This window comes from Erythrobacter aurantius, assembly GCF_023823125.1.
Lineage (GTDB): Bacteria > Pseudomonadota > Alphaproteobacteria > Sphingomonadales > Sphingomonadaceae > Erythrobacter > Erythrobacter aurantius.
Window position 1 is genome coordinate 3,106,978 of sequence record NZ_CP090949.1, and the last position, 23,733, is coordinate 3,130,710.

The 23,733-nt window shown below is 61.6% G+C and carries 21 protein-coding genes; 10 read left to right on the plus strand and 11 right to left on the minus strand.

The window, feature by feature from the left end; translation table 11 throughout:
• The first annotated feature begins 123 nt into the window (after window positions 1-123).
• From L1K66_RS14820 to L1K66_RS14850, 7 genes are read left to right on the plus strand one after another with little or no spacing between them, the layout of a single operon-like run.
• Window positions 124-1,308 carry a cytochrome P450 gene (locus L1K66_RS14820; RefSeq protein ID WP_252258563.1) on the plus strand — a complete coding sequence of 395 codons (1,185 nt, stop codon included), beginning with the start codon at window positions 124-126 and terminating at the stop codon, window positions 1,306-1,308.
• A gap of 31 nt (window positions 1,309-1,339) precedes the next feature.
• A complete protein-coding gene (locus L1K66_RS14825) occupies window positions 1,340-2,317 on the plus strand; it encodes a VOC family protein (RefSeq protein WP_252258564.1) in 978 nt (325 codons plus the stop codon).
• On the plus strand, window positions 2,314-2,730 hold the full coding sequence (locus tag L1K66_RS14830) for a VOC family protein (protein ID WP_252258565.1): 417 nt from the start codon (window positions 2,314-2,316) through the stop codon (window positions 2,728-2,730). The genes L1K66_RS14825 and L1K66_RS14830 overlap by 4 nt, the downstream gene beginning before the upstream one ends.
• Entirely contained in the window at window positions 2,727-3,917 is a 1,191-nt protein-coding gene (locus L1K66_RS14835; protein WP_252258566.1) for an acyl-CoA dehydrogenase family protein, read from the plus strand. Before L1K66_RS14830 ends, L1K66_RS14835 begins: the two co-directional genes overlap by 4 nt.
• Window positions 3,918-3,919: 2 nt before the next feature.
• Complete coding sequence (locus L1K66_RS14840; protein ID WP_252258567.1) at window positions 3,920-5,014, plus strand: acyl-CoA dehydrogenase family protein; 1,095 nt, start codon at window positions 3,920-3,922, stop codon at window positions 5,012-5,014.
• A 1-nt stretch (window position 5,015) separates the two neighbouring features.
• Window positions 5,016-5,537 carry an FAS1-like dehydratase domain-containing protein gene (locus L1K66_RS14845; protein ID WP_252258568.1) on the plus strand — a complete coding sequence of 174 codons (522 nt, stop codon included), beginning with the start codon at window positions 5,016-5,018 and terminating at the stop codon, window positions 5,535-5,537.
• A complete protein-coding gene (locus tag L1K66_RS14850; protein ID WP_252258569.1) occupies window positions 5,534-6,007 on the plus strand; it encodes a hotdog family protein in 474 nt (157 codons plus the stop codon). Before L1K66_RS14845 ends, L1K66_RS14850 begins: the two co-directional genes overlap by 4 nt.
• A 6-nt stretch (window positions 6,008-6,013) precedes the next feature.
• Here L1K66_RS14850 and L1K66_RS14855 read toward each other — a convergent pair whose 3' ends face one another.
• The 3 genes from L1K66_RS14855 to L1K66_RS14865 are packed head-to-tail and all read right to left on the minus strand — an operon-like array spanning window position 6,014 to window position 9,442.
• A complete protein-coding gene (locus tag L1K66_RS14855) occupies window positions 6,014-6,787 on the minus strand; it encodes an SDR family NAD(P)-dependent oxidoreductase (RefSeq protein ID WP_252258570.1) in 774 nt (257 codons plus the stop codon).
• Window positions 6,788-6,833: 46 nt separating this feature from the next.
• The gene (locus L1K66_RS14860) at window positions 6,834-8,039 is read right to left on the minus strand and encodes an acetyl-CoA acetyltransferase (RefSeq protein ID WP_252258571.1); all 1,206 of its coding nucleotides are present in this window, start codon (window positions 8,037-8,039) and stop codon (window positions 6,834-6,836) included.
• The gene (locus tag L1K66_RS14865; protein WP_252258572.1) at window positions 8,039-9,442 is read right to left on the minus strand and encodes a 3-oxoacyl-[acyl-carrier-protein] synthase III C-terminal domain-containing protein; all 1,404 of its coding nucleotides are present in this window, start codon (window positions 9,440-9,442) and stop codon (window positions 8,039-8,041) included. The genes L1K66_RS14860 and L1K66_RS14865 overlap by 1 nt, the downstream gene beginning before the upstream one ends.
• A 175-nt stretch (window positions 9,443-9,617) precedes the next feature.
• On the opposite strand from L1K66_RS14865, the gene L1K66_RS14870 reads away from it, so the two are divergent.
• Window positions 9,618-10,475, plus strand: coding sequence for an SDR family NAD(P)-dependent oxidoreductase (locus L1K66_RS14870; protein WP_252258573.1), 858 nt, complete (start codon window positions 9,618-9,620; stop codon window positions 10,473-10,475).
• Here L1K66_RS14870 and L1K66_RS14875 read toward each other — a convergent pair.
• The 8 genes from L1K66_RS14875 to L1K66_RS14910 form a co-directional block, all read right to left on the minus strand.
• Window positions 10,472-12,217, minus strand: a complete 1,746-nt coding sequence (locus L1K66_RS14875) for an FAD-dependent oxidoreductase (protein ID WP_252258574.1) — start codon at window positions 12,215-12,217, stop codon at window positions 10,472-10,474. The two genes, L1K66_RS14870 and L1K66_RS14875, sit on opposite strands and share 4 nt — an antisense overlap.
• A 3-nt stretch (window positions 12,218-12,220) precedes the next feature.
• The gene (locus tag L1K66_RS14880) at window positions 12,221-12,997 is read right to left on the minus strand and encodes an SDR family NAD(P)-dependent oxidoreductase (protein WP_252258575.1); all 777 of its coding nucleotides are present in this window, start codon (window positions 12,995-12,997) and stop codon (window positions 12,221-12,223) included.
• Window positions 12,997-14,196: an acyl-CoA dehydrogenase family protein gene (locus L1K66_RS14885; protein ID WP_330221237.1), complete on the minus strand. Its 1,200-nt coding sequence runs from the start codon at window positions 14,194-14,196 to the stop codon at window positions 12,997-12,999. Before L1K66_RS14885 ends, L1K66_RS14880 begins: the two co-directional genes overlap by 1 nt.
• A 98-nt stretch (window positions 14,197-14,294) precedes the next feature.
• Window positions 14,295-15,440 carry a thiolase C-terminal domain-containing protein gene (locus tag L1K66_RS14890; RefSeq protein ID WP_252258577.1) on the minus strand — a complete coding sequence of 382 codons (1,146 nt, stop codon included), beginning with the start codon at window positions 15,438-15,440 and terminating at the stop codon, window positions 14,295-14,297.
• Window positions 15,441-15,448: 8 nt separating this feature from the next.
• Window positions 15,449-18,943 carry an indolepyruvate ferredoxin oxidoreductase family protein gene (locus tag L1K66_RS14895; RefSeq protein ID WP_252258578.1) on the minus strand — a complete coding sequence of 1,165 codons (3,495 nt, stop codon included), beginning with the start codon at window positions 18,941-18,943 and terminating at the stop codon, window positions 15,449-15,451.
• Window positions 18,944-18,974: 31 nt separating this feature from the next.
• Window positions 18,975-19,415, minus strand: a complete 441-nt coding sequence (locus tag L1K66_RS14900; protein WP_252258579.1) for a Zn-ribbon domain-containing OB-fold protein — start codon at window positions 19,413-19,415, stop codon at window positions 18,975-18,977.
• The gene (locus L1K66_RS14905; RefSeq protein WP_252258580.1) at window positions 19,412-19,840 is read right to left on the minus strand and encodes a nuclear transport factor 2 family protein; all 429 of its coding nucleotides are present in this window, start codon (window positions 19,838-19,840) and stop codon (window positions 19,412-19,414) included. Before L1K66_RS14905 ends, L1K66_RS14900 begins: the two co-directional genes overlap by 4 nt.
• Complete coding sequence (locus L1K66_RS14910) at window positions 19,822-20,625, minus strand: enoyl-CoA hydratase/isomerase family protein (protein ID WP_252258581.1); 804 nt, start codon at window positions 20,623-20,625, stop codon at window positions 19,822-19,824. Before L1K66_RS14910 ends, L1K66_RS14905 begins: the two co-directional genes overlap by 19 nt.
• 273 nt (window positions 20,626-20,898) lie before the next feature.
• Here L1K66_RS14910 and L1K66_RS14915 point away from each other — a divergent pair, with 273 nt between their 5' ends.
• The gene (locus L1K66_RS14915) at window positions 20,899-22,611 is read left to right on the plus strand and encodes an FAD-dependent oxidoreductase (RefSeq protein ID WP_252258582.1); all 1,713 of its coding nucleotides are present in this window, start codon (window positions 20,899-20,901) and stop codon (window positions 22,609-22,611) included.
• A gap of 23 nt (window positions 22,612-22,634) precedes the next feature.
• Complete coding sequence (locus tag L1K66_RS14920) at window positions 22,635-23,720, plus strand: Rieske 2Fe-2S domain-containing protein (protein ID WP_252258583.1); 1,086 nt, start codon at window positions 22,635-22,637, stop codon at window positions 23,718-23,720.
• The last annotated feature ends 13 nt before the right edge of the window (window positions 23,721-23,733 follow it).

A 23,733-nucleotide genomic window follows, 5' to 3' on the forward strand; every position in this document is an offset into this window, starting at 1 on the left:
CGAATGCGAGTATCTCATGAGAAGAGGCTGACCTTATCGTTTCAAGCATCGAAGTAGAGGCGAAGACAGGCAGCACAGGCCTGCAAAATCGCCTGAGGATAGCCCCAAGGGAAGGTATCCAAGTTGCTGGATTACGATCCATTTTCAGACGAAGCCATGCGCGATCCGCGCGCGATCTACGAACAGCTCCGACTGCGCGATGGCCCCTATTTCGTCGAGAAATACAACGCATGGGCGCTCGTCCATTTCGAGGATATCTGGCAGGTCAGCACCAAGCACGAACAAGACATCACCTTTACCGCCGGACAGCCGCTCACCAATGTGCTGTTGGGCGAGCCGGTGCCGCATTGCTTTGTCAGCATGGACCTCAGCGAGCACCGCAAGTGGCGCAATGTCATCCATGCCGACTACAAGAAAAGCACGGTCGAGCAGGATCGCGAGCGCATCACTACGCTCGCTCGCGAGATCCTCGCCCCGCTCCAGGAACGCGGGAGTTTCGACTTTTATCGCGAGTATGTGAACCCGGTGCTCGCCATCAACGCGGGCCATAACCTTGGGCTTTCGCGCGAGAACTCAATCGAGTGGCGGCGGCTGATCGACGAGACCATGCACCGCGAACCGGGGCAGATCGGCACTTCGTCGCAGCGCAATCAAGCTGCGGGGATGGAACTGTTCGGCCAACTCCACGGCTATGTGCAATCCCTTCGCGCCGACACCGAGAAGGCAGGCGGGCATGTCGCCAAATACATGGCCGCCGAAGTCGACGGCAAACGCATGGAGGATCAGGACCTCGTCAACCTGATGGTCGTGTTCCTGACCGTCGGATCGGGGACTACGCCCAATACCTGCGCGGCTGCGGTCTATCACCTTGCCAAGCATCCCGAACAAAAGGCGCAAGTGCTGGCTGACCTCAGCCTTGTGCCCAAGCTGTTTTTCGAAGCAGCGCGGGTGGATCAGCCGACCAACATCCTTTGCCGCCGTGCGATCAACGATTTCGATCTGCGCGGCACACCGATCAAGGCCGGTCAGAACCTGATGATGGTCTATGCCTCGGCCAACCGCGACGAAGCTGAATTCGAGCACGCGGCAGAGTTCGATATTCACCGCAGCTACAAGCGCGACCTGACCTTTGGTGTCGGCGGCCACATGTGCCTCGGCATGCATCTTGCCACCATGACCGGCACCATTCTCCTCGAAGAATTCTTCAAAATCTCAGGAGATTATCAGGTCGACTTCGCAAACTGCACCCGTGCCTACGGGGAGTTCCTGTCAGGCTTCGATCACCTGCCGCTGACAATCGCCAAATGACCACGCGCCTCTGCGCGAAGGAGACTATACCATGGCCGTTCGTAGTTTAGGATATCTCGGTTTCGCCGCACCCGACCCGGCGGTCTGGCTGGAATATGCAACTGAAATCCTCGGCCTGATGCCCGCGCGCGCCTGCGCCGGGGAAGACTGGGGTATCCCGATGATCCCCGATTCCGGGCCAAAGAGCGCGGGCAGCGGCGTGGGCGAGGATGGCAGTGTCTATCTGAAGATGGACGACTGGCAGTGGCGCATCGCGGTCCATCCGCACGTAAGCAATCGCGGGCTGCTCTACATGGGGCTCGAAGTCGAGGACCAGATCGACCTCGAAGCGCAGGTCGAACGCCTCAATGCGGCGGGCCACAGCGCAACCATTGGCAGCGCCGAACAGGCCGCCGCGCGGTCGGTGACCGGGATCGCATATACGAGTGACCCCTGCGGCAACGCGATCGAGCTGTTCTATGGCCCGGTCATCGACCGCAAGTTTGTGTCCCCCAAGGACATGAAGTTTCTCGCTGGCTCGCTCGGCGCCGGGCATGTGAACCTGCTCACTGCGGGTAAACTCGAAGAAGCACAGGACTTCTACACCCGCGTGCTTGGGTTTGAACTGACCGACTACATCCACTTCGGCGGCGGCAATGTCGCAAACTTCTACCGCTGCAATGCGCGCCATCATTCGGTTGGCCTGCTCAAGGTTGGTCAGGCAATCGGCATCCATCATCTGATGCTCGAAGTGACCGATATCGACATGGTGCTGCAAGCGCATGAGCGGGTGAACGAGGCAGGCATCACGATTACCTCGACATTGGGCCGCCATGCCAATGACCAGATGCTGTCTTTCTATATGCGCAGCCCCTTCGGCTTCGAGGTCGAGGTTGGGTATGACGGCAGGCTGGTGGACGAGACGTGGTCGGCAAACCAGTTCGTCGAGGGTGACCTTTGGGGCCATCGCGGACTTGATCCCGAAACGATCGCCAAGAAACTTGCTTCAATGCCGCAGGCTGCCGAATGAGCGCGCAGTCCTGCCTCGCCGGTCCCGCGCTCGACGTGGGTCTAGTTACCAATGCGCTTGAGGCACAGCTCGGCTTTTATTGCGGCATTCTGGGCCTGCCCAAGAGCGGTGAAGTCTCAATTCCCGGGGTCGGCACGATCCATCGGCTCGCAGCAGGCGCGAGCGTGCTGCGACTGATGGTTCCCGAGCAGGCAGCACAAGAGGTGGACAACAGCGGCTTCTTCAGTGGTTCAACCGGCATCCGCTATATCGCCATCAAGGTAACCGGCCTTGCAGACGTTATCGCACAGATCGAGGAAAAGGGCTTTCGCACCATTGTCCCGACCCGCGAACTGCGCCCGGGCGTTCAAGTTGCCATAGTCGGCGATGCCGATGGCAATGCGGTTGAGCTGATGGAGGAGCAGGCGACATGAACTTCGCATTCGCTCCTGAAGAAGAGGCGTTCCTCGAAGATTTTCGCGGCTTCCTTGCCAAGGAAAAGTGCCGACCCGACGCCGACATAATCTTCGCCCCATGGCGCGAAACCGATTCCTGGCTGGTCGACTCGCCTGAACGCCGCGCCTTCATGAAGCGGCTCGCCGAGGCAGGCTATATCGGCATGTCGTGGGACAAGGAGTTTGGCGGCCGCGAGATGCCCGGCGTCTATGACTACCTCCTCAACGAACAGCTTTCGAGCGATGGCGCGCCTATTATTGGCAAGGGCGTGGGCTGCATCGGCAAGACCCTCATCGCGCATGGCAATGAGGCATTGAAGCGCCGTTTCCTCCCGCAGATCCTCGCTGCCGACATCGAATTTGCGCTCGGCTATTCGGAACCGTCGGCAGGCTCAGACCTTGCCTCGCTGCGGCTCAGGGCTGAACGCGATGGCGATGAGTGGGTGCTCAACGGGCAGAAGATGTGGACCACTTCTGCCCATTTCGCCGACTGGTACTGGGTCGCCGCGCGGACCGATACCGAAGTGCCCAAGCACAAGGGTATCAGCGTGTTTATCGTGCCGATGGATCATCCCGGTCTGACCGTGCGCGAGATCAAAACCATGGGCGATCACCGGACGAACGAAGTGTTCTTCGACAATGTCCGGGTGCCGGCCGAATTCCTCGTCGGAGAGGAAAACGCCGGCTGGCGTTATGTCTGCGAGGCGCTCGATTACGAGCGGTTCTCGCTCTACACCGTCGGCCCTCTGCTGTTGAAATTCGAGGCATTGGTAGAGCTCGCAAAGCTGGTCCACAGCAACGGCATCCCGCTTTCGAAGGACCCCGTAGTGCGCGATCAGATCGCTGGTTTCGCTATCGAGGTCGAGATGGCGACAATGCTCCAGCGCCGCGTCATCGCCAAGGCCAGCAAGGGCGAAGTGCCCACCGTCGAAGCAGCGATGTACAAATTCTACAGCACTGCGCTTGGCCGCCGTATCGCGAACTTCGGAATGGACTGCCTGGGCCCGCTCGGTCTGTTGAGCCACGAGGCGCCTGGTGCACCGTTCGAGGGTCGATGGGAGCTGTCGGACCGCGCGACCGTGGTGGACACGATTGGAGGAGGATCGAGCGAAGTGCAAAAGAACATCGTGGCCCGACGCGGCCTCGGACTTGTGACGGACGCGTAGCAATGGATCTCGATTTCACCGAAGAACAGGACCTGCTGCGCGAGACCACTCGGCGCATTTGCGATGCCTCGTTCGATTCCTGCATGGTCCGCGCGCTCGAAAAGCAGGACAATGGCTTTAACCGCGCGTTCTGGCACGCGCTGGGTGAAGCGGGCCTGTGCGGTCTGCGTATCGACGAAAGCCATAGCGGTGCTGAACTGGGCTCTCTCGAACTGGCTATCCTGTTTGAGGAGTTTGGACGAAAACTCGCCTCGTCGCCGTTCATGGCGAGTTGCGTCCATGCGGCTGCAATCCTTGGATCCGCTGGCGGCGAAATGGCGCGCGAATGGCTCCCGGCCATTGCCCAGGGCGAGGCGATCGTGGTGCCTGCCTGGATCGAAAACGACCTCGGCCCTGCCGGAGCAGGCACCACCGCACGCTTCGCCAATGGCCGGCTGCATGCCACCAAATCGCTTGTCCCCTTTGCAGGGATCGCAGACGCCTTCCTCGTTCATGCAGAGTGCTCAGAGGGGCATTGCTGGGTTCTTGTTCCGAGAGCTGCAGAAGGCGTGCAGATTGCGCCTCAGGTCAATCATGCCTCGCAGCCCGTGTTTCAGGTTAGCTTCGATGCGGTTCCTGTGTCCGACGCGCTTGTGATCGCGGCAACACAGTACCCGATGCAAGACAGCCGCTTCGAAGATGTCCTGATCGCCACCGCGGCTGAAGCCGTCGGCGCTGCCGACAGCGTGCTTGCGATCACCTGCAACTACGCGAACGAGCGCCAACAGTTCGGCCGTCTGATTTCTGCATTTCAGGCAATTTCGCACCCGCTCGCCGAATGCGCGACAGAGCTCGAAGCCGCGCGTTATCTCACCTATCAGGCTGCTTGGGCCAAGGATGAGGGGCGTCCCTGCACAAGGCTCGCCCAGATGGCCAAGGTAGCTGCCACTAGGACATTCCGCCGCACCGCTACTGTAGCGGTGCAGGTTCATGGCGGCCTCGGCTATGCGACAGAAGGCGAGCCGCAGCTCTACTACCGGCGCTCCAAGCACCACGAGCTGAACCACGGCACTCCTGCGAGCCTGCGCGCCGAGATTGCCGCGGCGATACTGGATTGAGATGAGCGACGACGCGCTGCCACCTGAGATTGCTGCGCTCATCGGAGTGCCGCAATACGAAGCCGCACCGCGTGTCACCGTCAATACCGGGAATGTCCGGGCGATGTGTGCAGCCGCGGGGAATGCCAATCCGGCTTGGTGGGACGCAGATCAATCGAAAGCTCTGCTCGGCGCAGCCTTTGCACCGCCGTCTATGCTCCCGGCTTGGGGACGGCCCGATTTGTGGGAACCGGGTCGCCCTGTCTCAGAGAAGGCTTTGCAGGCACATTTCGATCTCAAGGACCTGCTCGGCTATGAGGCCTCTGTGGCGGTATCCTACACCACCAGTTTTTACGCAGCAGCTGAATTTGGCGACCAGTTCCACACCCGCCAGATCATGCGCGAAGTCGGCCCGATAAAGACCACGCGCCTCGGCACAGGCCGGTTCTGGACGGTCGAGATGGAATATCTCGATACCCTTGGCGAAGTTGCGGGGGTCGAGAGCTATGTCTTTTTCGGTTTTGCGAAGGATACCGCCGCATGAGCGTGATCTTCGCCGATCTCGCAGTAGGCGACACATTGCCCGAATTGCGCCTCACCATCTCGGCAACGCAGATCGTTGCTGGCGCGCTCGCGAGCCGCGACTATTCGCCGCTCCACCATGACCATAACTACGCTCGGGAAACAGCCAAACAGCGCGACATCTTTGCCAATACGCAGTTCCAGGCAGCTCTATTCGAGCGCTATCTGCAAGACTGGGCAGGCCCGATGTGTCGCACCGCGCGCATGAAGTTCCTGATGATCAACTCGATCTTTCCGGCTTCTGATCTCACCATCCGTGGCAAGATTGCCAAGCTAGGCAGCGAGGAATGCGGCCCTGCTGCGACCATTGAGATCGAGGCGCGGGTTGAGGACCTTGTGGCGACGGCCTGCACCGTCCTGCTCGCCCTTCCCGCCGATACAGGCGACAATCCGTGGTCCCGCACGGGCACAAACTGGCTCCGGCGCGGATAAGCGATTTCAGGCTGTGATATGAAACCCGCCATCAATGGCGAGATGCTGCCCGGTGATGTAGGACGCGGCATCCGAGAGCAGGAAGCAGGTCGCAGGCGCGACGTCTTCGGGGGTCGAGAAGCGATTGAGCGGGATGCTCTCAAGATAGCGTCCGCGAAACTTCTCTTGCCGGATCGTTTCAGTCATCGCCGTTTCGACGAGGCCATAGCACACGCTGTTCACATTGATGTTGAACCGCCCCCACTCGCGCGCAGCGCTCATGGTGAGGCCCAGCACCCCTGCTTTGGCCGCGCCGTAGTTGATCTGGCCGAAAGTCCCGCGCCGTCCGGCGTCGGAGGAGACATTGACGATCGAACCGGGGTTCGTATCGCCCGCCTTGGCTTTTTGCACCAGATGGCGCCCGACCGCCTGCAAACATTTGAATGCGCCGGTGAGATTAACGTCGATCACCGACTGCCACTGCGCAGAGGTCATATCAGTAATCATCGCCGCGCGCACGATGCCAGCATTGTTGAGGAGCCCGTGCAGCCCTCCAAGCTCTCGGTCGGTCTGCTCGACGACATGGGCGACAAAATCATCGTCGGTTACATCGCCCGCGAAGGTCCGAACCCGGTCACTCGGCGCGTCGGCAAAGCTTTGCTTCAATGTGTCAGCCATCAGATCGACCGCGGCAATCGACGCCCCCATCGCAAGCGCGTGGTCGGACAAGGCTTTGCCAATACCCTGCGCCGCGCCGGTGACGATGATGACCTTGCCTGAAAGTGATGCGGGATTTTGCACTGGAGAGCCTTTCTGAGATCGCGGGGGAAGAGCGCGCGGGCACGGATCAGCTGCCGAGCTGACCCAGCACGGTCACCGCGCAGACATTGAAATTGGGAAAGCCGCCGAGATTGTGCGCGAGCGCCTTCTTGGGCCGTGTCAACTGGCGATCACCCGCAGTGCCGCGCAGCTGTTGATAGCATTCATAGACCATGCGCAGACCCGAAGCCCCGATCGGGTGACCGAAACACTTCAAGCCACCATCGATATTGCAAGCGACCTCACCATCGGCGTCGAACTTTCCGGCGAGCACATCGCGATAGCCCTCGCCCGGTTTGGACAGGCCAAGGTCCTCCATCGTGACAAGTTCCGTGATCGAGAAGCAGTCATGGACCTCGACCATGGCGAGTTCCTTCACCGGGTCGGTGATCCCCGCCTCGTGATAGGCGCGCGCGACCGCAACACGGGTGGTGTGAGCAAAGCTGCCGTCCCATGAACCGTGGGTCATCTCCATGCCGTTGCTGACCGAAACCTGAGAGGCCTTGATCGCGATAAGCTCGCCGGTCTTGCCCAGTTTCGCCGCCATTTCCGGCGTGGTGACAATCGCGCAGGCGGAGCCGTCGCTGACCCCGCAGCAATCGAACAGTCCGAGCGGATAGGCGACCATCGGCGCCTTGAGCACTGCGTCTTTGCTGATCTGCCGCCGCAAATGCGCCTTGGGATTCTTCGATCCGTTCTCATGGCTCTTCCACGAGATATGCGCCATCGCTTCCTTGAGCGTGTCCATCGCGACGCCATGCTGGGTCGAATAGGCACTGGCGAACTGCGCGAAGGAGCCGGGTGCAGTTGCGCTCGGCTGCCACAGATCGTTGAACGTGCCCTTGCTGCGTTCTGGGAGGCCGCCGTAACCGGTGTCCTTGAGCTTCTCGACGCCTATCGCCATAGCGACATCGACCGCCCCCGATGCCACCGCATAGACCGCACCGCGCAAAGTTTCGGAACCGGTCGCACACAGGTTCTCGACGCGCGTCACCGGGATATTGGGCAGGCGCAGGCTTTGCGAGGCGGAAAGGCCCGACTTGCCGAGGTTCTGCTCGTCCATAGACAGCCCGAACCACGCTGCCTCAATCTGGTCGCGGTCGATACCCGCGTCGGCAATCGCCTCCTGAAACGACTCTGCCAGCAGATCCTCAGCGCTCGATTCCCACCGCTCGCCAAAGCGCGAGCATCCCATTCCGAGAATGACGACCTTGTCGCGAATACCTTGCGCCATCAGTTTGCCTCGCTCGCTGCGACCGGGGCCGCTTTCCAGAAATACCGGCGAAAGCCCCGCTTGGGGTCCTTGTCCTTGATGCGGAACACGAAGCGGACGGGCATGCCGACAGTCAGTTCGCCCGGCTCGAAATCGGTGAATTCCATCATGATGACTCCGCCGTCATCGAAGCCGACATTGCCGTAGATCAGCGGCGGATTGGGCGAGATCGCGAGCCAGTCCTCGGTGAAGGAGCGGATGAGCCCGATCTTGTCGCGGAAGGGTTCGTCCTCAAGCGTTCCAAAGCTGCGGCACTCGGGGTTCACGCAGGCTGGCCCCTTGGGAAACTGGCGCGTCCCACAGGCCGAACATTTCCCGCCAACGAACCCGGTTACCGTCTTGCGATGGCGGTTGAAGGCCGAGAGCGAGGTGCGATTGTCGCGCTCGGCGCGGATGCCCCAATCCATCTCCACCTGATCGTTGAACGACAGGAAGCGGAGATAATTGCCATCCTCGCGGCCATTGGCGATCTGGTCGGAGATCGGATTGACACTGGCGAAGGCAGCAATCGCCTCGGTCGTTTCGAGCAAGAGGCACTGCGCACCTTGCGCAAAGTTCGCGACAAGGATCACTTCCCCGGGCGCAGCTTGCTCAAGCGTGTGAGCCAGCAACAGCAGCGGGTGCGCGGTGCCGGTGTTCCCGCAGACGCTGTCGAGCGGATCGACCAGCCGCGTTTCATCGAGGCCGCATTGCTTGAGGACCTGCCGAGATGCAGCTGCACCGATGCCAGCAAATACGATCCGGTCGATGCTGGCGGCGTCCTTGCCGGCCTTTGCGATGACACCACCGATGGCTTGGGGAAGAACCTTGGACTGCCCCTCATCCCTGATCCAGCGCTCCTCCGCGGCGTAGTCAAACTCGGCTTCGGCCGAGCGGTAATGGTCAATGAAGTCTTCTGCAGAGGTCGCCGTAGCGAGGCATTGTGCGATCACATCCTCGCTTCCGGTCGCGACTGCGGCGGCCCCATGGCCGAGCTGCATTTCGGCTGCCGAACCGGGCCTGGTCGCGCGCCGGTCGGCGGCTACCGTAAGCGCAGGTTCGCCATGCGAAAGCGCGTTAATCAGTCCTGCAAGCCCTGCTCCGAGCGATCCACCCAGATCGAGGCACCGCAGATCCGAGTCAAGACCGAGCGCCTCGCTTGCGAGCACCGAATTCGAACGGTCGGCAAAAGGCGCGGTGGTGCTCGCGAATTGCAGGAGTTCCGGCGCTCGATCGGGAGCAGCAGCGAGACACAGCCGTGCCGCTTCGACAGCCATGGTGATACTGTCTTCATCAGGCTTGCAGCTGGTGCGGTGCCCCTTGCCCATGCCTGCAAGTCCCGGAGCCGCCCATTTGACGGCCTCGGCAATTGCTTTGCGGGCCATCCGCGGCTGCGGCAGATATCCGGCTATCGAAGTAATGCCCGCTTGCGGCAATTGGGTCTCCATCCTCGTCATCACGCGCCGCGTGGGCGCCTGTCGAGGGGTGCGATAAAAAGCAGGCTACTCAGATAAAACTCGTATCGCCCCCCGCCGAAGGTCGCATGTGCGGATCGCTCCAATGCGAGCCTTTAGCGAACTGCGTGAGGCCAGCGCGCATGCTAGATTTCTCACTTCAAGGCGAACCTCCGCGCAAAGCCGGAGGACGGTTGGGAGAAGCGACATCACACAGCAAAACGAAACGCTTTCGGGCAAGCGCGCGGTCGTCACCGGCGGCGCCAGCGGCATCGGCAAGGCCATCGTGGAGGCCTATGTCGCCGCCGGTGTAACGGTGCTTGCAGTCGATTTGCCGACCGCTTCATGGTCGAGCAGTGATGGTCTTGAGCGCAATGTCGCGCGGCTGGCGATCGACGTCACCAGCGATGATGCCCCGACGGCGATTGCTGCGGCGGCAGTGGCTCAGCTGGGCGGGATTGATGTTCTGGTGAACAACGCCGGCGTCATGCGACCGGGCGGCGCCGATTCAACGTCAGATGCAGACTGGCAGGTGATGCTTGCGGTCAATGTAACCGCTCCCTTCCGCATCACCCGCGAAGCCGTGCCGTATCTCAAGGTGAGCGGCAACGGGCGGATCATCAACACCGGCTCGATCATGTCGGAACTCGCAGGTCCCGCCAGCATCGCATATGTCACGACCAAGCACGCCATCGCCGGCATGACCAAGGCGATGGCGATCGACCTCGGTCCGCTGGGCATCCGTGCGAACTTCCTGCAGCCCGGCGCGGTCGAGACACCGCTGTCCGCGCCGCATATGGCAGACCCTCAATATCTCGGCTTCTGGGAACGCAAGATCCCGCTCGGCCGCGTCGCCCAGCCTGAGGAGATTGCGCCGGTCGCGGTGTTCCTCGCCTCCGATGCCGCCGCCTATATCTCAGGTGAAGGGCTGCGGATCGATGGCGGGGCGACTTACAACATCTAACGCGCCTGCTGCGCGATGTGGTTCGCGGCGATGAAGGCAAACGTCATGGCGGGTCCGATTGTTCCGCCTGCACCGGGATAGCAATTGCCGAAAGGTGAACCCGAGCTGTTGCCGACCGCATAGAGATTGCCGATGGGCGCGCCGTCGGTCGCCAGCACCTGCGCCTGCGCGTTGGTCTTGAGGCCGCCCTTGGTGCCAAGGTCACCGAGGTCGATCCGCACGGCGTAGAATGGTCCCTGGTCAATCGCGCCAAAGCACGGGTTCGGTCCGCCGTGATCCTTGCCAAAGAAGCGGTCAAAGCCGTTCTCGCCGCGCCCGAAATCCTCATCCTTCCCGGTCTTCGCAAAGCCGTTCATCCGCTCAACCGTGGCGCTGAGCGCCTCGGGCGGCACGCGCATTTTCGCAGCAAGGGCATGAATATCATCCGCCTTGAAAATATAGCTGTCCCACCACTCCTGTGGGATCTTGCGGTCGGGCATGATGAAGTCGGGAAGGATCGGCCCGCATGGATACTGGCGGCGGAACTTGGCGTCGAACACCAGCCAGCACGGCAGGTTCGCCCCCGTCGCCTCGTAATCAGCGATCATCGCCTGCCCGAACTCGTCGTAGGAGCAGCTTTCGTTGACGAAGCGTTTGCCGAGCTGGTTGACGCACAGGCTGAAGGGGTGACGGTGGTCGAAATACATCGGCACCGCGACGTCGAGATTGGGGATGGTGACCGAGGGCAGTTGCATGCTCGGTGCCCACCAGTTTGCAGACAGGCTTTCGGTCGCCGCACCCGCTTCCTCGCCGCAACGCAGCCCGTCGCCGACGTTCATGTTCGCCGGAGACAGGCTCCAGTTGCGGTCTGTCTTGACCGGCAAGAGTTGATCGCGCAGCGTCTGATTCTGCTCATGCCCGCCAGCCGCGACGATCACGCCGCGCTTCGCAGCAAAGCGCACCCGTTCGCCGCGCGTTTCAGCATCGACCGCGACGATCTTGCCCTCTTCGAGCACCAGCCCGGTCATGCCGCAGTCGTAGATCAGCGGTATCTTCCGCTCGAGCATGGCGCGGCGCAACCCGCCCACCAGCGCACGGCCCATCGTCAACCGGCGGTCCTGACTGGTCTTGCGCCGCCAGCCGATATCGAGCCAGTATTTCGCGAGCATCTTGGCGGCGGTCCATTGCCAACCCTTCGCGCGTTCGGAAAGGCTGAAGGACTGTTCGAGATTGAGCGCATAGCGCCCGAACAGCTTGTAGCTCAGCGGCGACTCGCGCAGCCGGAAGAACTCCTCACCGAGCTTCGCGCCATCAAGCTCGAGCGGAAACAGCGACCGGCCGCTGCTCGCCCCCGGTGCGCCCGCGATGTAATCGGGAAAGCCGGGAACCGAAACCATCGGCACCCCAATCTTGCCGAGGTAGGCCACCATCTCAAACCCGTTGTCGACATAGGCCTCCAGCTTGTCGGGCCGGTAGTCGCCTTTGCTCACTGCGTTGAGATAGGTAAGGGCCTGGTCGCGGTCGTCAGGCTTCTGCGCCAGACCATTGAGCGGAATCCATATCCCTCCGCCCGAAGTCGCAGACGTGCCACCATGGCGCGACGATTTTTCGATGACGACAGGCTTTAGGCCTGCATCATGCAGGCGCACCGCGGCAAGAAGACCTCCTGCCCCCGAACCGCAGACGACGACATCGAACTCCTCGACCGTTTTGACCTCGCGAGCGTCTGCGGTAGCGGCGTCGGGTGTCTGAGATTGCGCCATGATCTACAGGCTGTAGCCTCCGTCGAGCGTAAGCGACTGGCCGGTAACAAAGCGGGCGCGGTGCGAGGCGAAGAACAGCACAGCCTCGGCCACCTCCTCAGCCGTCCCGAGCCGCTTCAGCGCTGAGTTGCGGATCGCGGCGTCGATATATCGCTGATCGTAAAACTCACCCTGCAACTTGCGGAACAGACCTGCGTCGATCAGCCCGAGCTGAACCGCGTTTGCGCGAATCCCGTTGCGCCCTTCCTCGCGCGCGATGCCGGTGATGAGCGCTTGATTGGCGGCCTTGGGGATGACCGATAGCCCATCCTTGTTTGGCCAGCGGTTGAGGCCCGTCGTCCCGATGGTGACAAAGCTCCCGCCCTTCTCGCGCATATGCGGCAGGAGCGCGTGAACGACGTGGAAAAAGCCGTGCACATCAGCCTCCATCACGCGCGTGAACTCTTCGATATCAAGCTCACCGATGAACTTCATCGCGATGTGCGAACCGGCGGCATTCACGACCGTGTGGACACGCCCAAATCGCGCGATCACGGCATCGCGGGCCACCGCAACCGCGTTCGCATCGGTAACCGCGAGGGGCAGAGCCATAACAGCGCGTCCCGCCGCTTCGACATCCGCTACTACTGACTGCGCCGCCTCGCCATTGGTGCGATAGGTGAGCGCGACGTCGGTGCCCGCTTCAGCCAGTGCCTTGCAGATCGCCTGCCCGATCCCGCCGCTTCCGCCGATCACAAGCGCGCAACCATCCTGATCGGGAAAGTCGAAAGAGGGCGCCATCAAAAGCTCCTCGATATGATCTCTTTCATGATTTCATTGGTGCCGCCGTAGATCATCTGCGCGCGGGCATCGGCCCATGCGCGCGCGACGGGATATTCGAGCATATAGCCATAGCCGCCGTGCAGCTGCACGCATTCATCGAGCAGCCGGTTCTGCAGCTCGGTGCACCACCATTTGGCCATCGCCGCCGCTTCAGGGTCGAGCGCGCCTTCGACCGCCAGCTCGATACAGTGATCGATATAGACCCGCGCGATCTGGGTCTTGGTCTTGCATTCGGCGAGCTTGAACTTGGTGTTCTGAAAATCCATCAAGCGCTGGCCAAAGGCCACGCGCGACTTGGTATAGTCGACAGTCGTTTCAAGCGCGATTTCGCATCCGGCAACTGCGCGGATCGCGATCATTAGCCGTTCCCACGCCAGTTCGGCCATGAGGTAGTGCATGCCCTTGCCCTCGTCACCGAGAAGGTTTGATTTGGGCACTTTGACATCGTCGAAGAACAGTTCTGCAGCGTCCTGCGCCTTCTGTCCTACCTTCTCCAGCGGTTGGCTCTTCTTGAGCCCCACACGGTCGGCTTCGACCAGGATCAAAGAGAGCCCGCTCGACCCGTCGCTCTTGTCAGTCTTGGCCGCGACCACGATCAGATCGGTAATAAAGCCGTTGGTAATGAAGGTCTTGGCACCGTTGATGACATATTCATCGCCGACCCTGTTGGCGCGGGTTGCGATCGCGCGCAGGTCCGATCCTCCGCGAGGTTCGGTCATGGCGAGCGATCCGATGACGTCTCCAACCGCCATGGCGGGCAGCCATTTGCGCTTTTGCTCTTCGGTGCCGAAACGGGTGAGATAGCCTGCGACAATCTCGGAGTGCATGACAAAGCCTGGCCCCGCCGCATTGGCGCGTTGCTGCTCTTCAATCAGGATTGCACTGAATTTGCGGTCGACCCCGCCACCGCCATATTCCTGAGGCGTCGTAACGCAAAGGAGGCCCTGACGCCCGGCAGCCCGCCACACCTCGCGTCCTGGGTGACCCTGCCGGTTCCACGTTTCGAGGTTCGGAATAACCTCGTCGCGCATGAAACGCCGCACAGTTTGGCGAAATATCTCATGCTCATCGCTAAACAGCGTGCGGTTGATCGGTAGTAGATTTCCGTTTGTCACTCGGTTCCCCCAAATGCCGGAATGTCGCCCCGTGAAAGGCACGAGAGTGATCGTGCGCGAACAGAAGCGCTTCCATTGCTGACAGTGCTAGCGGCGAGGTTGGCTCACTATGAACTCGTTTTAGGTCCGATCAGCGATCGCTAGCGCCTGAGCACCAGCGCGCCGTTGGGCGTGCTGTCGCAGGAGGTGACAAGGCAGGTTTCGCAATCGGCAATCTGGCTGAGCGCATCGCCGCGCAATTGCTTCACCGCTTCGGTGAAAAGGTTCATGCCGTGGAGATAGACTTCGGAAAGGCTGCCTCCCGATGTGTTGATCGGCAACCGCCCTCCGGCGCGCAAATGGCCGTCCGCAGCGAAGTTTCCTGCTTCTCCTCTGCCGCAGAAACCATAGGCCTCCAGCGTGAACAATACGAGGGGCGCAAAGGCGTCATAGATTTGCGCGACGTCGATTTCGGAAGGGCCGATATCGGATTGGCGCCACAGGTTGCTGGCGCAAGGCCACGATGAACTGCGCAGCGGATCGAGGCCGTGGAAGTCGGTCATCAGCTGATGCTGAGCGGCCATTCCTTGCGAGAAAGCGTGGATGAGGATTGGTGCATGGGGGCAATCCGCCGCCCGCTCCGCACGGGTGAGCACAAGTGCGATCGCGCCGTCGCTTTCAAGGCAATTGTCGAACAGGCAGAGCGGGTCGGAGATCATCCGCGCGCCGAGATATTGCTGCATGGTCAGCTCACGGCCGTGCATCAGCGCACGCGGGTTCGCATGGGCAAATTCGCGCATCGAGAGCGCCACATGGGCGAGCTGCTCACGCGTGAGGCCATATTCGTGCATGTAGCGCCGGGTCAGCACCGCCACTTCGTCGACCGGACGGACGATGCCTTGCGGGCGGCTCCATTTCCAGTGGTCGGTGACCACCGGATTGACCCCCGCCCACAGTCGCTTCGAAGGGTCGCCGCGTTTGCGCGAGCGCCAGATCACGCCGACATTGGCCACGCCAGCGGCAATCGCCAGCGCCAGTTGCCCCACCGCGCCGCAGCCCGCCCCACCGCCGTGCGGTGACTGCGAGAGGAAGTGCACATCGCCCATCCCCACTGCGCGGGCGAATTCAAACTCGGGCGTCTCTTCGTAGGTATAGCAAGTGAGAGCATCGACTTCGCTTGGCGCTATGCCCGCATCATCGAGCGCCGCCTTGATCGCTCTGCAACCGAGCTGGAACTCGCTCTCCGGCAGGTTGCGGGCAAATTCGGTTTCCCCGATCCCTACGATGGCGGTCGCATCCTTGAACATGGCGGGCGCTATTCCGCCGCTTCGAGCATCTGCGGCTCTGGTCCGGGATCGAAATATTCTGCCATGAGCGCGTCGAGATGCGCGCGGGCCCTTTTTAGGTGCTCTTCCTTGACGACGCCATAGCCGCGAATGCCCTCGGGCCATGCCGCGATGGCGACTGCGGTGCCATAACGCGCCGCGTCGATGTCGACAAAGACACGCCGCATGGTGGCAAAATATTCGTTGATAAGTTCTCGCTCGATGCGGCGATGAGGATCGTAGCCGAAGGGGTCGAGTGCGGTACCGCGCAGGAACTTGAGGCGCGCGAACAGCGCATAGCCCCTCGTCATCCACCCGCCAAATCGGCGCTTGCGATAGCGGCCAGTGGCGGGGTCCTTGCGGCCGAAAATTGGCGGCGCCATGTGGAACTCGAGCTTGAGGTCGCCCTCAAACTCGGCTTCCAGCGCGCGTTTGAAGCTTCCGTCGACGTAGAGCCGCGCGACCTCGTACTCGTCCTTATAGGCCATCAGCTTGTGCAGATAGCGCGCGGTCGTAGCAGTTAGTTCCTTGCCCTTTTGGGCGAGCACCGCGTCGGCTTCCTGTGCGTGTTCAACAAGATCGCGGAACCGGTTGGCATAGGCCTGATCCTGATAGGCGACGAGATCGTCTTCAAGCCGAGAGACAAGCGCATCGACGCTTTCAGTTTTACCTGCAACGTCTTGCTTGTCGGCAAAGGCAACGCCCTCAACGAATTCGGGATGCGCCGCCGCAAGCCGCCCCCAAGCTAGTGCCGCGCGGTTCATCGCGAGGCCGACATCGTTGAGTTCGAGCGCGCGGTCGAGCGCTTCAAGCCTGATTGGCATCCAGCCCTTCTGCAAAGCATATCCGACCAGGAAAAGGTTTGCGCCGATCTCGTTCCCGAGCAGCGTAGTGGCGAGGGTTCCGGCATCGACGAAGGCGCTGTTGGCGCTGCCCGTCGCCTCTTCGATGGCGGCGATCATGCCCTTCGCGTCGAGGTCGAGATCGGGGTTGCTTGCGAAGGCCGAGGTCGGTGTCACCCGCGTGTTCACCACCGCGCGCGTGCGGCCCTGCCTAATCTTGCTCATCGGCTCCATGCCCGATGTGACCACCACGTCGCAGCCGAGAATCAGGTCGGCCGCTACGATCCGCGTCGCGTGAAGCCGGTCGGGTGAGGCGGCTACGCGAACATGGCTGCTGACCGGGCCGTTGCGCTGGGCGAGACCTGCCACGTCGAGCACCGAACAGCCTTTGCCCTCTAGATGTGCCGCCATGCCGAGCAGTGCACCCACCGTCACCACGCCTGCCCCGCCAATCCCGGTAACAAGCAGGCTGAAAGGCGCATCGACAGCCAGGGCCTCGGGCGCAGGCAGCTCATCGAGCAGGCGCAGGGCCTCATCCGAGAGCATTGCGCCCTTGCTCGCGCTGCGCTTGCGCGGAGTGCCATTGTGCACCGTCACGAAGCTGGGGCAGTAGCCCTTGGTGCAAGAAAAATCCTTGTTGCAGGCGGACTGGTTGATCCGTCGCTTGCGACCGAATTCGGTCTCTACTGGTTCGATGGCAATGCAGTTCGACTGCACCCCGCAATCGCCGCAGCCTTCGCACACGCGCGGGTTGATGAAAATGCGCCGCGCCGGATCAACCGCGAGGCCGCGCTTGCGGCGGCGGCGAAGTTCGGTCGCACAGAACTGTTCATAGACAATAGCAGTGACGCCAGAGACTTCACGTATGTCGCGCTGCACCGCATCGAGATCGTCGCGGTGGTGGATCGTCACACCCGGCGCGAAGTCGTAGCCAGAGCGATATTTGTCGATATTGTCGCTGACGAGCGCGATGCGCCGCACGCCTTCTGCGTGGAGCTGGCGCGTCATCTCATCGACCTTGACGCTGCCTTCTATCGCCTGCCCGCCGGTCATCGCAATCGCATCGTTGACGAGGATCTTGTAGGTGATGTTGACGTCTGCAGCGATCGCTGCGCGGATCGCCATCATGCCCGAGTGGTAATAGGTCCCATCGCCAAGGTTCTGAAAAATGTGCCCCTTGCGGGTGAAGGGCGACAGCCCAATCCACGGCACACCCTCGCCGCCCATCTGGAACAGCGTCGGCGTGTTCCGCTGCGGAAGGAAGGTCGCCATGCCGTGACACCCGATCCCGCCGAATGCCATGCTGCCATCGGGGAGCTTGGTCGAGGTGTTGTGCGGACAGCCTGCGCAAAAGCTCGGCATCCGCATCAGCCCGCTGCCCGGAGCCCCGTTCGCCTTGGTTTGACCCGAAGGCGTGGTCCATCCCTCGACCCCCAGCCGCGCCAGCAGTCCCCCTAGGAGCGGAACCAGAAGGTCAGCATTCAGTTCCGCCTCGGAGGGAATCAGCGGCGCACCGCCCTCGTCCTGCTTACCCAACAGAATCGGCGCTGAGGCGTCGTTGACCAGCAGTGCTGCCAGCTGTTGCTCGATGACCGACCGCTTCTCCTCGACCACGAGCACCCGCTCAAACCCCTGCACGAATTCACCGATGAGGTCGGGCTCGAGCGGCCAGGGCATCGCCACCTTGAACACCCCCACACCGCTCGCCTTGCAGGCCGCAGGATCGAGCCCGAGTTCCTCGAGTGCCTGCATCACGTCGAGATGCGCCTTGCCGGTCGTCACAATCCCCAAGCGCTTGTGCTCAGGATCGATCACTGCCCGGTTCAAACGGTTGGCTTTTACATAGGCCTTCACTCGCGGGATACGCTGCGCGTAGTGGCGCTGCTCGGCGATGGCCGGATGGATGCCCCATTTGGCGTTGAGATCTGCGCCCTCTCCCCCTTCGGGAAGTTCAATCGAAAGCGCATCCGGATCGACCGCAACCGAGGCCGAGCTTTCGATCGTGTCGGTAACGCATTTCATCCCGATCCAGCACCCCGACCAGCGCGAAAGCGCAAAGCCATGGAGGCCGAAATCGAGATAGTCCTGCACCGAGGCGGGATTGAAATAGGGCATACCGAAATGGATCAGCGCATGGTCGCTCTGATGCGCCACGGTCGAGGACTTTGCCCCGTGATCGTCGCCGACGAGGACGATAACGCCACCGCTTTTAGAAGAGCCCGAATAGCTCCCGTGCTTGAGCGCATCGCCCGCGCGATCTACCCCCGGCCCCTTGCCATACCACAGCGCAAACACCCCGTCATAGCGTTGCTCACCGACGAGGTCAGACTGCTGTGATCCCCACACCGCAGTAGCCCCCATCTCTTCATTCAGGCCGGGGCGAAAGACGATATGGTTCTGATCGAGGTAGCTTTGCGCGGCCTTCAATGTGGTGTCGTATCCGCCCAGCGGCGAGCCGGTATAGCCAGAGATGAAACCGGCAGTATTGAGCCCTGCGGCCAAGTCGCGTTGGCGCTGCATCATCGGCAATCGGACGAGCGCCTGTGAGCCAGACAGATACACCCGCCCCGATGCCTTGGTGTAGCGATCTTCGAGCTTGTAGTCCGCCAGCGGAGAAAGCAGCGCGTCGGTTGGCGTAGTCACAGGGAGAGCTCCATGGGTTCCTCACGACAGCTCACGGCGCGATCTGCCAGACCGGCAGGGCACTCTCGTCGGTTGCGCGGCGGAAGCGCAGCTGCACTGGTTGACCGATCTGGATGTCGGCTGCGGTAATGCCGGTCGATGTCTCGCCATCCGCTCCCACCGCCATGCCTGCGATGCGGATGTGCGGATGGCTGTCGAGCGCGCCCAACACGGTGACGTATGGCAACATTGCCTCAAATGCCGGAAGCAAGGGTGGCTGGGGAGCGGCAAAGGACCAGACTTGCGCCTCTCCTCCATCTTCCACCCATTCTGACACCTCCGACTGGCACGAAGGGCACATGGGTCGCGGCGGAAACCGCGTTTCGCCGCATTGGTCGCAAAGCTGCACCACCAGCCTGCCCTTGATCGCAGCCGCCCAGAATGGCTGATCGAGCGGATCGTCGACGCTCGGCAGGGGCAGTCCTTCGATCATACCAGAAAATCCCGTACACCTGTTGTGTTGAAGTAGGCGCGCATTTCTTCGATCTGGCCTTCGTCATCGAAGCGCATCGTATCGATCACCTCGATGATCATCTCAGACCCGCCGACTTCGAGCTGAACACAGAAAGGGAAGGCCACATGCTTGCCGGCAACACGGATCGCCCCGGTTGGCGTCAGCCGCGCTCCGGTATTGATCGCAGCCTGATAGAATTGGGTGATCGCCTCACGACCGATGTGGCTCGGCGTCCCGATCGGGTCCTGAACGCTCGCGTCGTCCGCGAATAAAGCGCCGATTGCTGCCGCGTTGCCTGCATTGAAAGCGGCAAAATAGTGCTCGACCACAACGGTGGGGTTTTGAGGAGCGACCATGTGTGTCTCCATTTCGGGTTGCTGAGCTGTCACGACAAAGGCGTCCATTGCGGCGCACGCCGTTCGTTGAAGGCGGCAACGCCTTCCTTGAAGTCAGGGCTGCGTGCCTGCGCGTTGATCGCATCCCACGCACGCACCAGCGCCTCGTCGAGTCCCTTGCTCTTGGAACTCCAGATCGCGCGCTTGGTATGCTCCATGGCGGAAGGCGAATTGCGCCGTATCTCGCCCGCCAAAGCCATTGCTCGGCCCAGCACCTGTTCAGCTGGGCAAATCTCGTCGAACATGCCCAGCTCATGCGCGCGGTCAGCGGACAAAGTGACACCGCGGCCACCCAGCGCGAGACGCAGCACTGCGCCAATCGGAATGCGACGCGCCAGTGCAATCGTCTCGATCGCCGAAGTCAGCCCGATGCTGACATGCGGGTCGGATATCATCGCCATGTCACTCGCTATCACGACATCGCTCTCGGCAATGAAGTGCAGCCCGCCGCCCATTACATCCCCGCTGACTGCGCATATGACCGGCTTCCACACATCGTTCTGCATCGCGGTCCAGCGCACAGACTCCGGCTGCGCGTTACCTTCGGCATCGGTGATCATTTCAGGCAGATCGGCGACATCGGCGCCGGTGCAAAAGGCAGGCGAACCCGCTGCCGTGACGATTGCGACGACAGCAGAACGGTCTTCGCGAAAAGCCTTCCAGACTTGCGGAAGTTCTCTGCTCATCACGCTGTTGACCGCATTGAGCCGCTCGGGCCGGTTGAGCCTGATCAGCGCAATCCCGTCCTCAACGTCGTATGTTAGGGTTTCGAACCTGATCGACCATCTCCGCAATGCTCCCCTTCGCCGGCCCGGACCTATGGCCCTCTGCTTCGAACTGCGGCGGGAGCTTGCGGTGTGAAATATCGGCCATTTCCCCTCAGCAGAAACTCGCTTTCACCGTTTGACGATGCGCCAGCGACGGGGTGGCGACTAAAAAGCGAGTTTGAGGTGAATTCTCGACAGACCTAGTCTCTTGGGCACTGGGATTGAGGAGAAACTTCGCCATGAATACCGCCGGCGGGCAATGCCGTGCACAGCTTGCAGCAGGATCGCATTGATCCGCTGATGACGCACGCGAACGAGACTTCAACAAGCGACGTCGACGTTATCGTCGTCGGGTCGGGCGCTGCGGCGTTGGCGGCGGCATGCCGCGTGCACGACCTCGGCGCATCGGTGCGAATCCTCGAGAAGACCGACATGATCGGCGGCAATTCCGCGACCTCGGGCGGGGGCATCTGGGTGCCCAATAACGAGCGCCTCGCTGCCGCCGGGATCGAAGACAGCGAAGACGATGCTTTCAGCTATCTGCGCACGGTCATTCCGCGCGAGCAGATCAGCGACGAGACGATCCGCACCTATATCGACTCCGCCCCCAAGATGATCGAATATCTCCGAGAAATCGGCGTGCCCTATGAGCCGGTTCAGCACTATCCCGACTATTATCCATCGATACCCGGATGGAAGCCGGGCGGGCGCACAATGGACTGCGCGCCGCTCGACGGGCGCAAGCTGGGCGATGATCTCCATCGTCTGCGCCAGATGCCACATGCCTCGAAGGCCTTTGGTCGCATCAATCTCTCGATCACCGAGGTGTCGAAGGTTCAGGCGGTTGCGCCGGGCTGGCAGAAGATCGCTGGCAAGGCTCTTGTCCGCTATGCCGCTGACATCGCCGGACGATTGAAAGGCAAGCGCGACCGTCGGCTGTGCATGGGCGAGGCCTTGATCGGAAGGCTTCTGCTTGCCGTCAAGGAGCGCGGGATCAACCTGCAAACCAACATGCCCGTCGCCGGACTCATCCGCGATGCTGACCGTGTCACTGGGGTGATCGTCGATGGCGGTGGCGGACGGCGGCACAAGCTCACTGCGCGCCGGGGCGTGATCGTTGCCTCAGGTGGGTTTGAGAAAAGCAACAACTTGCGCCGCGACAGCCTCGCCAACCCGACCAAGCCCGAGTGGTCTGCCGGGAGCCCCGGCAACACCGGCGACTTGATCGAAGCAGGTCGCGAAGTTGGCGTGGCGACCGGGCTGATGCACGAAGCATGGTGGGCCCCTGTCGTCATGTGGGGTGATCGGCCGGTGGTACTGTTCTTCGAGAAATCGAAGCCCGGCATGGTGATGGTCAACCGTGCTGGCCAACGCTTCATGAACGAGGCGATCACCTACAACAGCTACGGCAAGTGCCTCTATGGCGAGGGCTACGACATCAAGGACCGCGTGCCCGCCTTCATTATCTTCGACCGGACTTACCGTGAGAACTATATGTTCGGCGGCCTGCTGCAGGCCTCGATGTCACCCGACTGGATGAACGCAGGCGCGTTTGGTCGTGGCGGCATGTTGCACAAGGCCCCTACCTTGCGCGCACTCGCCGCGAAGCTCGGCATCGACGCCGATGGGCTTGAAGCTTCCGCCGCGCGTATGGGCGAATTTGCCCGAACCGGCGTCGACGAAGACTTCGGCAGGGGCTCGGACGAACACGACCAGCAATATGGCGACGCAGACGTGTCGCCTAATCCCTGCCTTGGCCCGATCGTGAAGCCGCCCTTCTACGGCGCTGCGGTCTATCCCGGCGACATCGGCACCAAAGGCGGGCTGGTGATCGATAACAACGGCCAGGTGCTCGACGACACGGGCACCCCGATCCCAGGCCTGTTTGCCGCAGGCAACACCACCGCATCGATCATGGGGGACAAATATCCGGGAGCCGGCTGCACGCTCGGCCCCGCGCTGACCATGGCGTTCCGGGGCAGCAACCGGCTGATGCAGACCAACGCCGCATAGAGATGATCTGAGAGGACAGCGCGATGGCGACGACGAGTGACTACAATCTGGGGAAGTTCACCTTCCCGCGCGGCTGGTTCATGATCGCTGAAGCGAGCGAACTTGATGCAGGCCCTCTGCCGCTGCGTTTTTTCGGCAAGGACTTTGCCCTTTTCCGCGGCGAAAGCGGGCGGGTGATCTGCATGGATGCGTTCTGCAAGCATATGGGGGCGCATCTGGCAGGCGGTCGCTCAGCTTCGATTGCAGCGCATGGCGAGCAGATTGATGGCGATGCGATCCGCTGCCCATACCACGGCTGGCGCTACAACGCCGAAGGTCAGGTAGACGACATTCCGGGCTTCGATGGGCCTTGCCCGAAGGCGGCCAAACTCGACACCTACATCGTGCGCGAGGTCATGGGCGCGATCATGATGTGGCACGATCCCGAAGGCGAGCCGCCGCATTATGAACCGCCCGAGATCCCAGAATGGACCGTGCGCGACTATGTCAACGGCGCCTACGATCATCTGGGCGTGCTTGAGGTCCACCCGCAGGAAATCCTCGATAACATGGCGGATTCGAACCACCTCGGCCCGACCCACGGGTCTCCGCCAGAGTATTTCGAAAACGAGTTCGACGAGCATGTGTATATCCAGCGGCAGGGCGGTTTCCGGCGCGAATACAACGCCTTTCTGAGCACCTATACCTGGTATACCGGCCCCGGCCTGCTCCTCTCGCGGCAGGCCATCGGCGATATTCGCGGGGTTGAGTTCATCTTCCATACGCCAGTCGACGATGGCACCACGCGGGTGTGGCACAACAATCTTTTCCGCGTGGGCACAGACAATCCCGGTCCGGAGGAGGTCGCAGCGGCCAAGCACATGCAGAGCGAAGTTCTGGCAGCTTTCGCGCAGGACTTTGAAATCTGGTCGAACAAACAGCCCGCCTTCACCATCATGGGCGTGCCGACCGAGCGCAACTTCACGCTTGGCCGGGCTTGGTATCGGCAATTCTACAATCCGCGCAGCGAAGAGGCGCAGATCCGCAAGATTGCGACGGGCAAGCACGTGCCCAGCCACAAGAAGCCCCCATACGAAATCGCTCGTGAACTCGAGCCAGCGACGCGCTGAGCGCATCGGACGA

Coding starts and splice junctions, on each gene's coding strand:
- L1K66_RS14860 (WP_252258571.1), bottom strand. CDS start 8,039: ATGGCGCAAGGTATTCGCGACAAGGTCGTCATTCTCGGAATGGGATGC.
- L1K66_RS14825 (WP_252258564.1), top strand. CDS start 1,340: ATGGCCGTTCGTAGTTTAGGATATCTCGGTTTCGCCGCACCCGACCCG.
- L1K66_RS14865 (WP_252258572.1), bottom strand. CDS start 9,442: ATGGCCCGCAAAGCAATTGCCGAGGCCGTCAAATGGGCGGCTCCGGGA.
- L1K66_RS14835 (WP_252258566.1), top strand. CDS start 2,727: ATGAACTTCGCATTCGCTCCTGAAGAAGAGGCGTTCCTCGAAGATTTT.
- L1K66_RS14850 (WP_252258569.1), top strand. CDS start 5,534: ATGAGCGTGATCTTCGCCGATCTCGCAGTAGGCGACACATTGCCCGAA.
- L1K66_RS14875 (WP_252258574.1), bottom strand. CDS start 12,217: ATGGCGCAATCTCAGACACCCGACGCCGCTACCGCAGACGCTCGCGAG.
- L1K66_RS14880 (WP_252258575.1), bottom strand. CDS start 12,997: ATGGCGCCCTCTTTCGACTTTCCCGATCAGGATGGTTGCGCGCTTGTG.
- L1K66_RS14870 (WP_252258573.1), top strand. CDS start 9,618: ATGCGAGCCTTTAGCGAACTGCGTGAGGCCAGCGCGCATGCTAGATTT.
- L1K66_RS14830 (WP_252258565.1), top strand. CDS start 2,314: ATGAGCGCGCAGTCCTGCCTCGCCGGTCCCGCGCTCGACGTGGGTCTA.
- L1K66_RS14890 (WP_252258577.1), bottom strand. CDS start 15,440: ATGTTCAAGGATGCGACCGCCATCGTAGGGATCGGGGAAACCGAATTT.
- L1K66_RS14840 (WP_252258567.1), top strand. CDS start 3,920: ATGGATCTCGATTTCACCGAAGAACAGGACCTGCTGCGCGAGACCACT.
- L1K66_RS14915 (WP_252258582.1), top strand. CDS start 20,899: ATGACGCACGCGAACGAGACTTCAACAAGCGACGTCGACGTTATCGTC.
- L1K66_RS14900 (WP_252258579.1), bottom strand. CDS start 19,415: ATGATCGAAGGACTGCCCCTGCCGAGCGTCGACGATCCGCTCGATCAG.
- L1K66_RS14845 (WP_252258568.1), top strand. CDS start 5,016: ATGAGCGACGACGCGCTGCCACCTGAGATTGCTGCGCTCATCGGAGTG.
- L1K66_RS14920 (WP_252258583.1), top strand. CDS start 22,635: ATGGCGACGACGAGTGACTACAATCTGGGGAAGTTCACCTTCCCGCGC.
- L1K66_RS14905 (WP_252258580.1), bottom strand. CDS start 19,840: ATGGACGCCTTTGTCGTGACAGCTCAGCAACCCGAAATGGAGACACAC.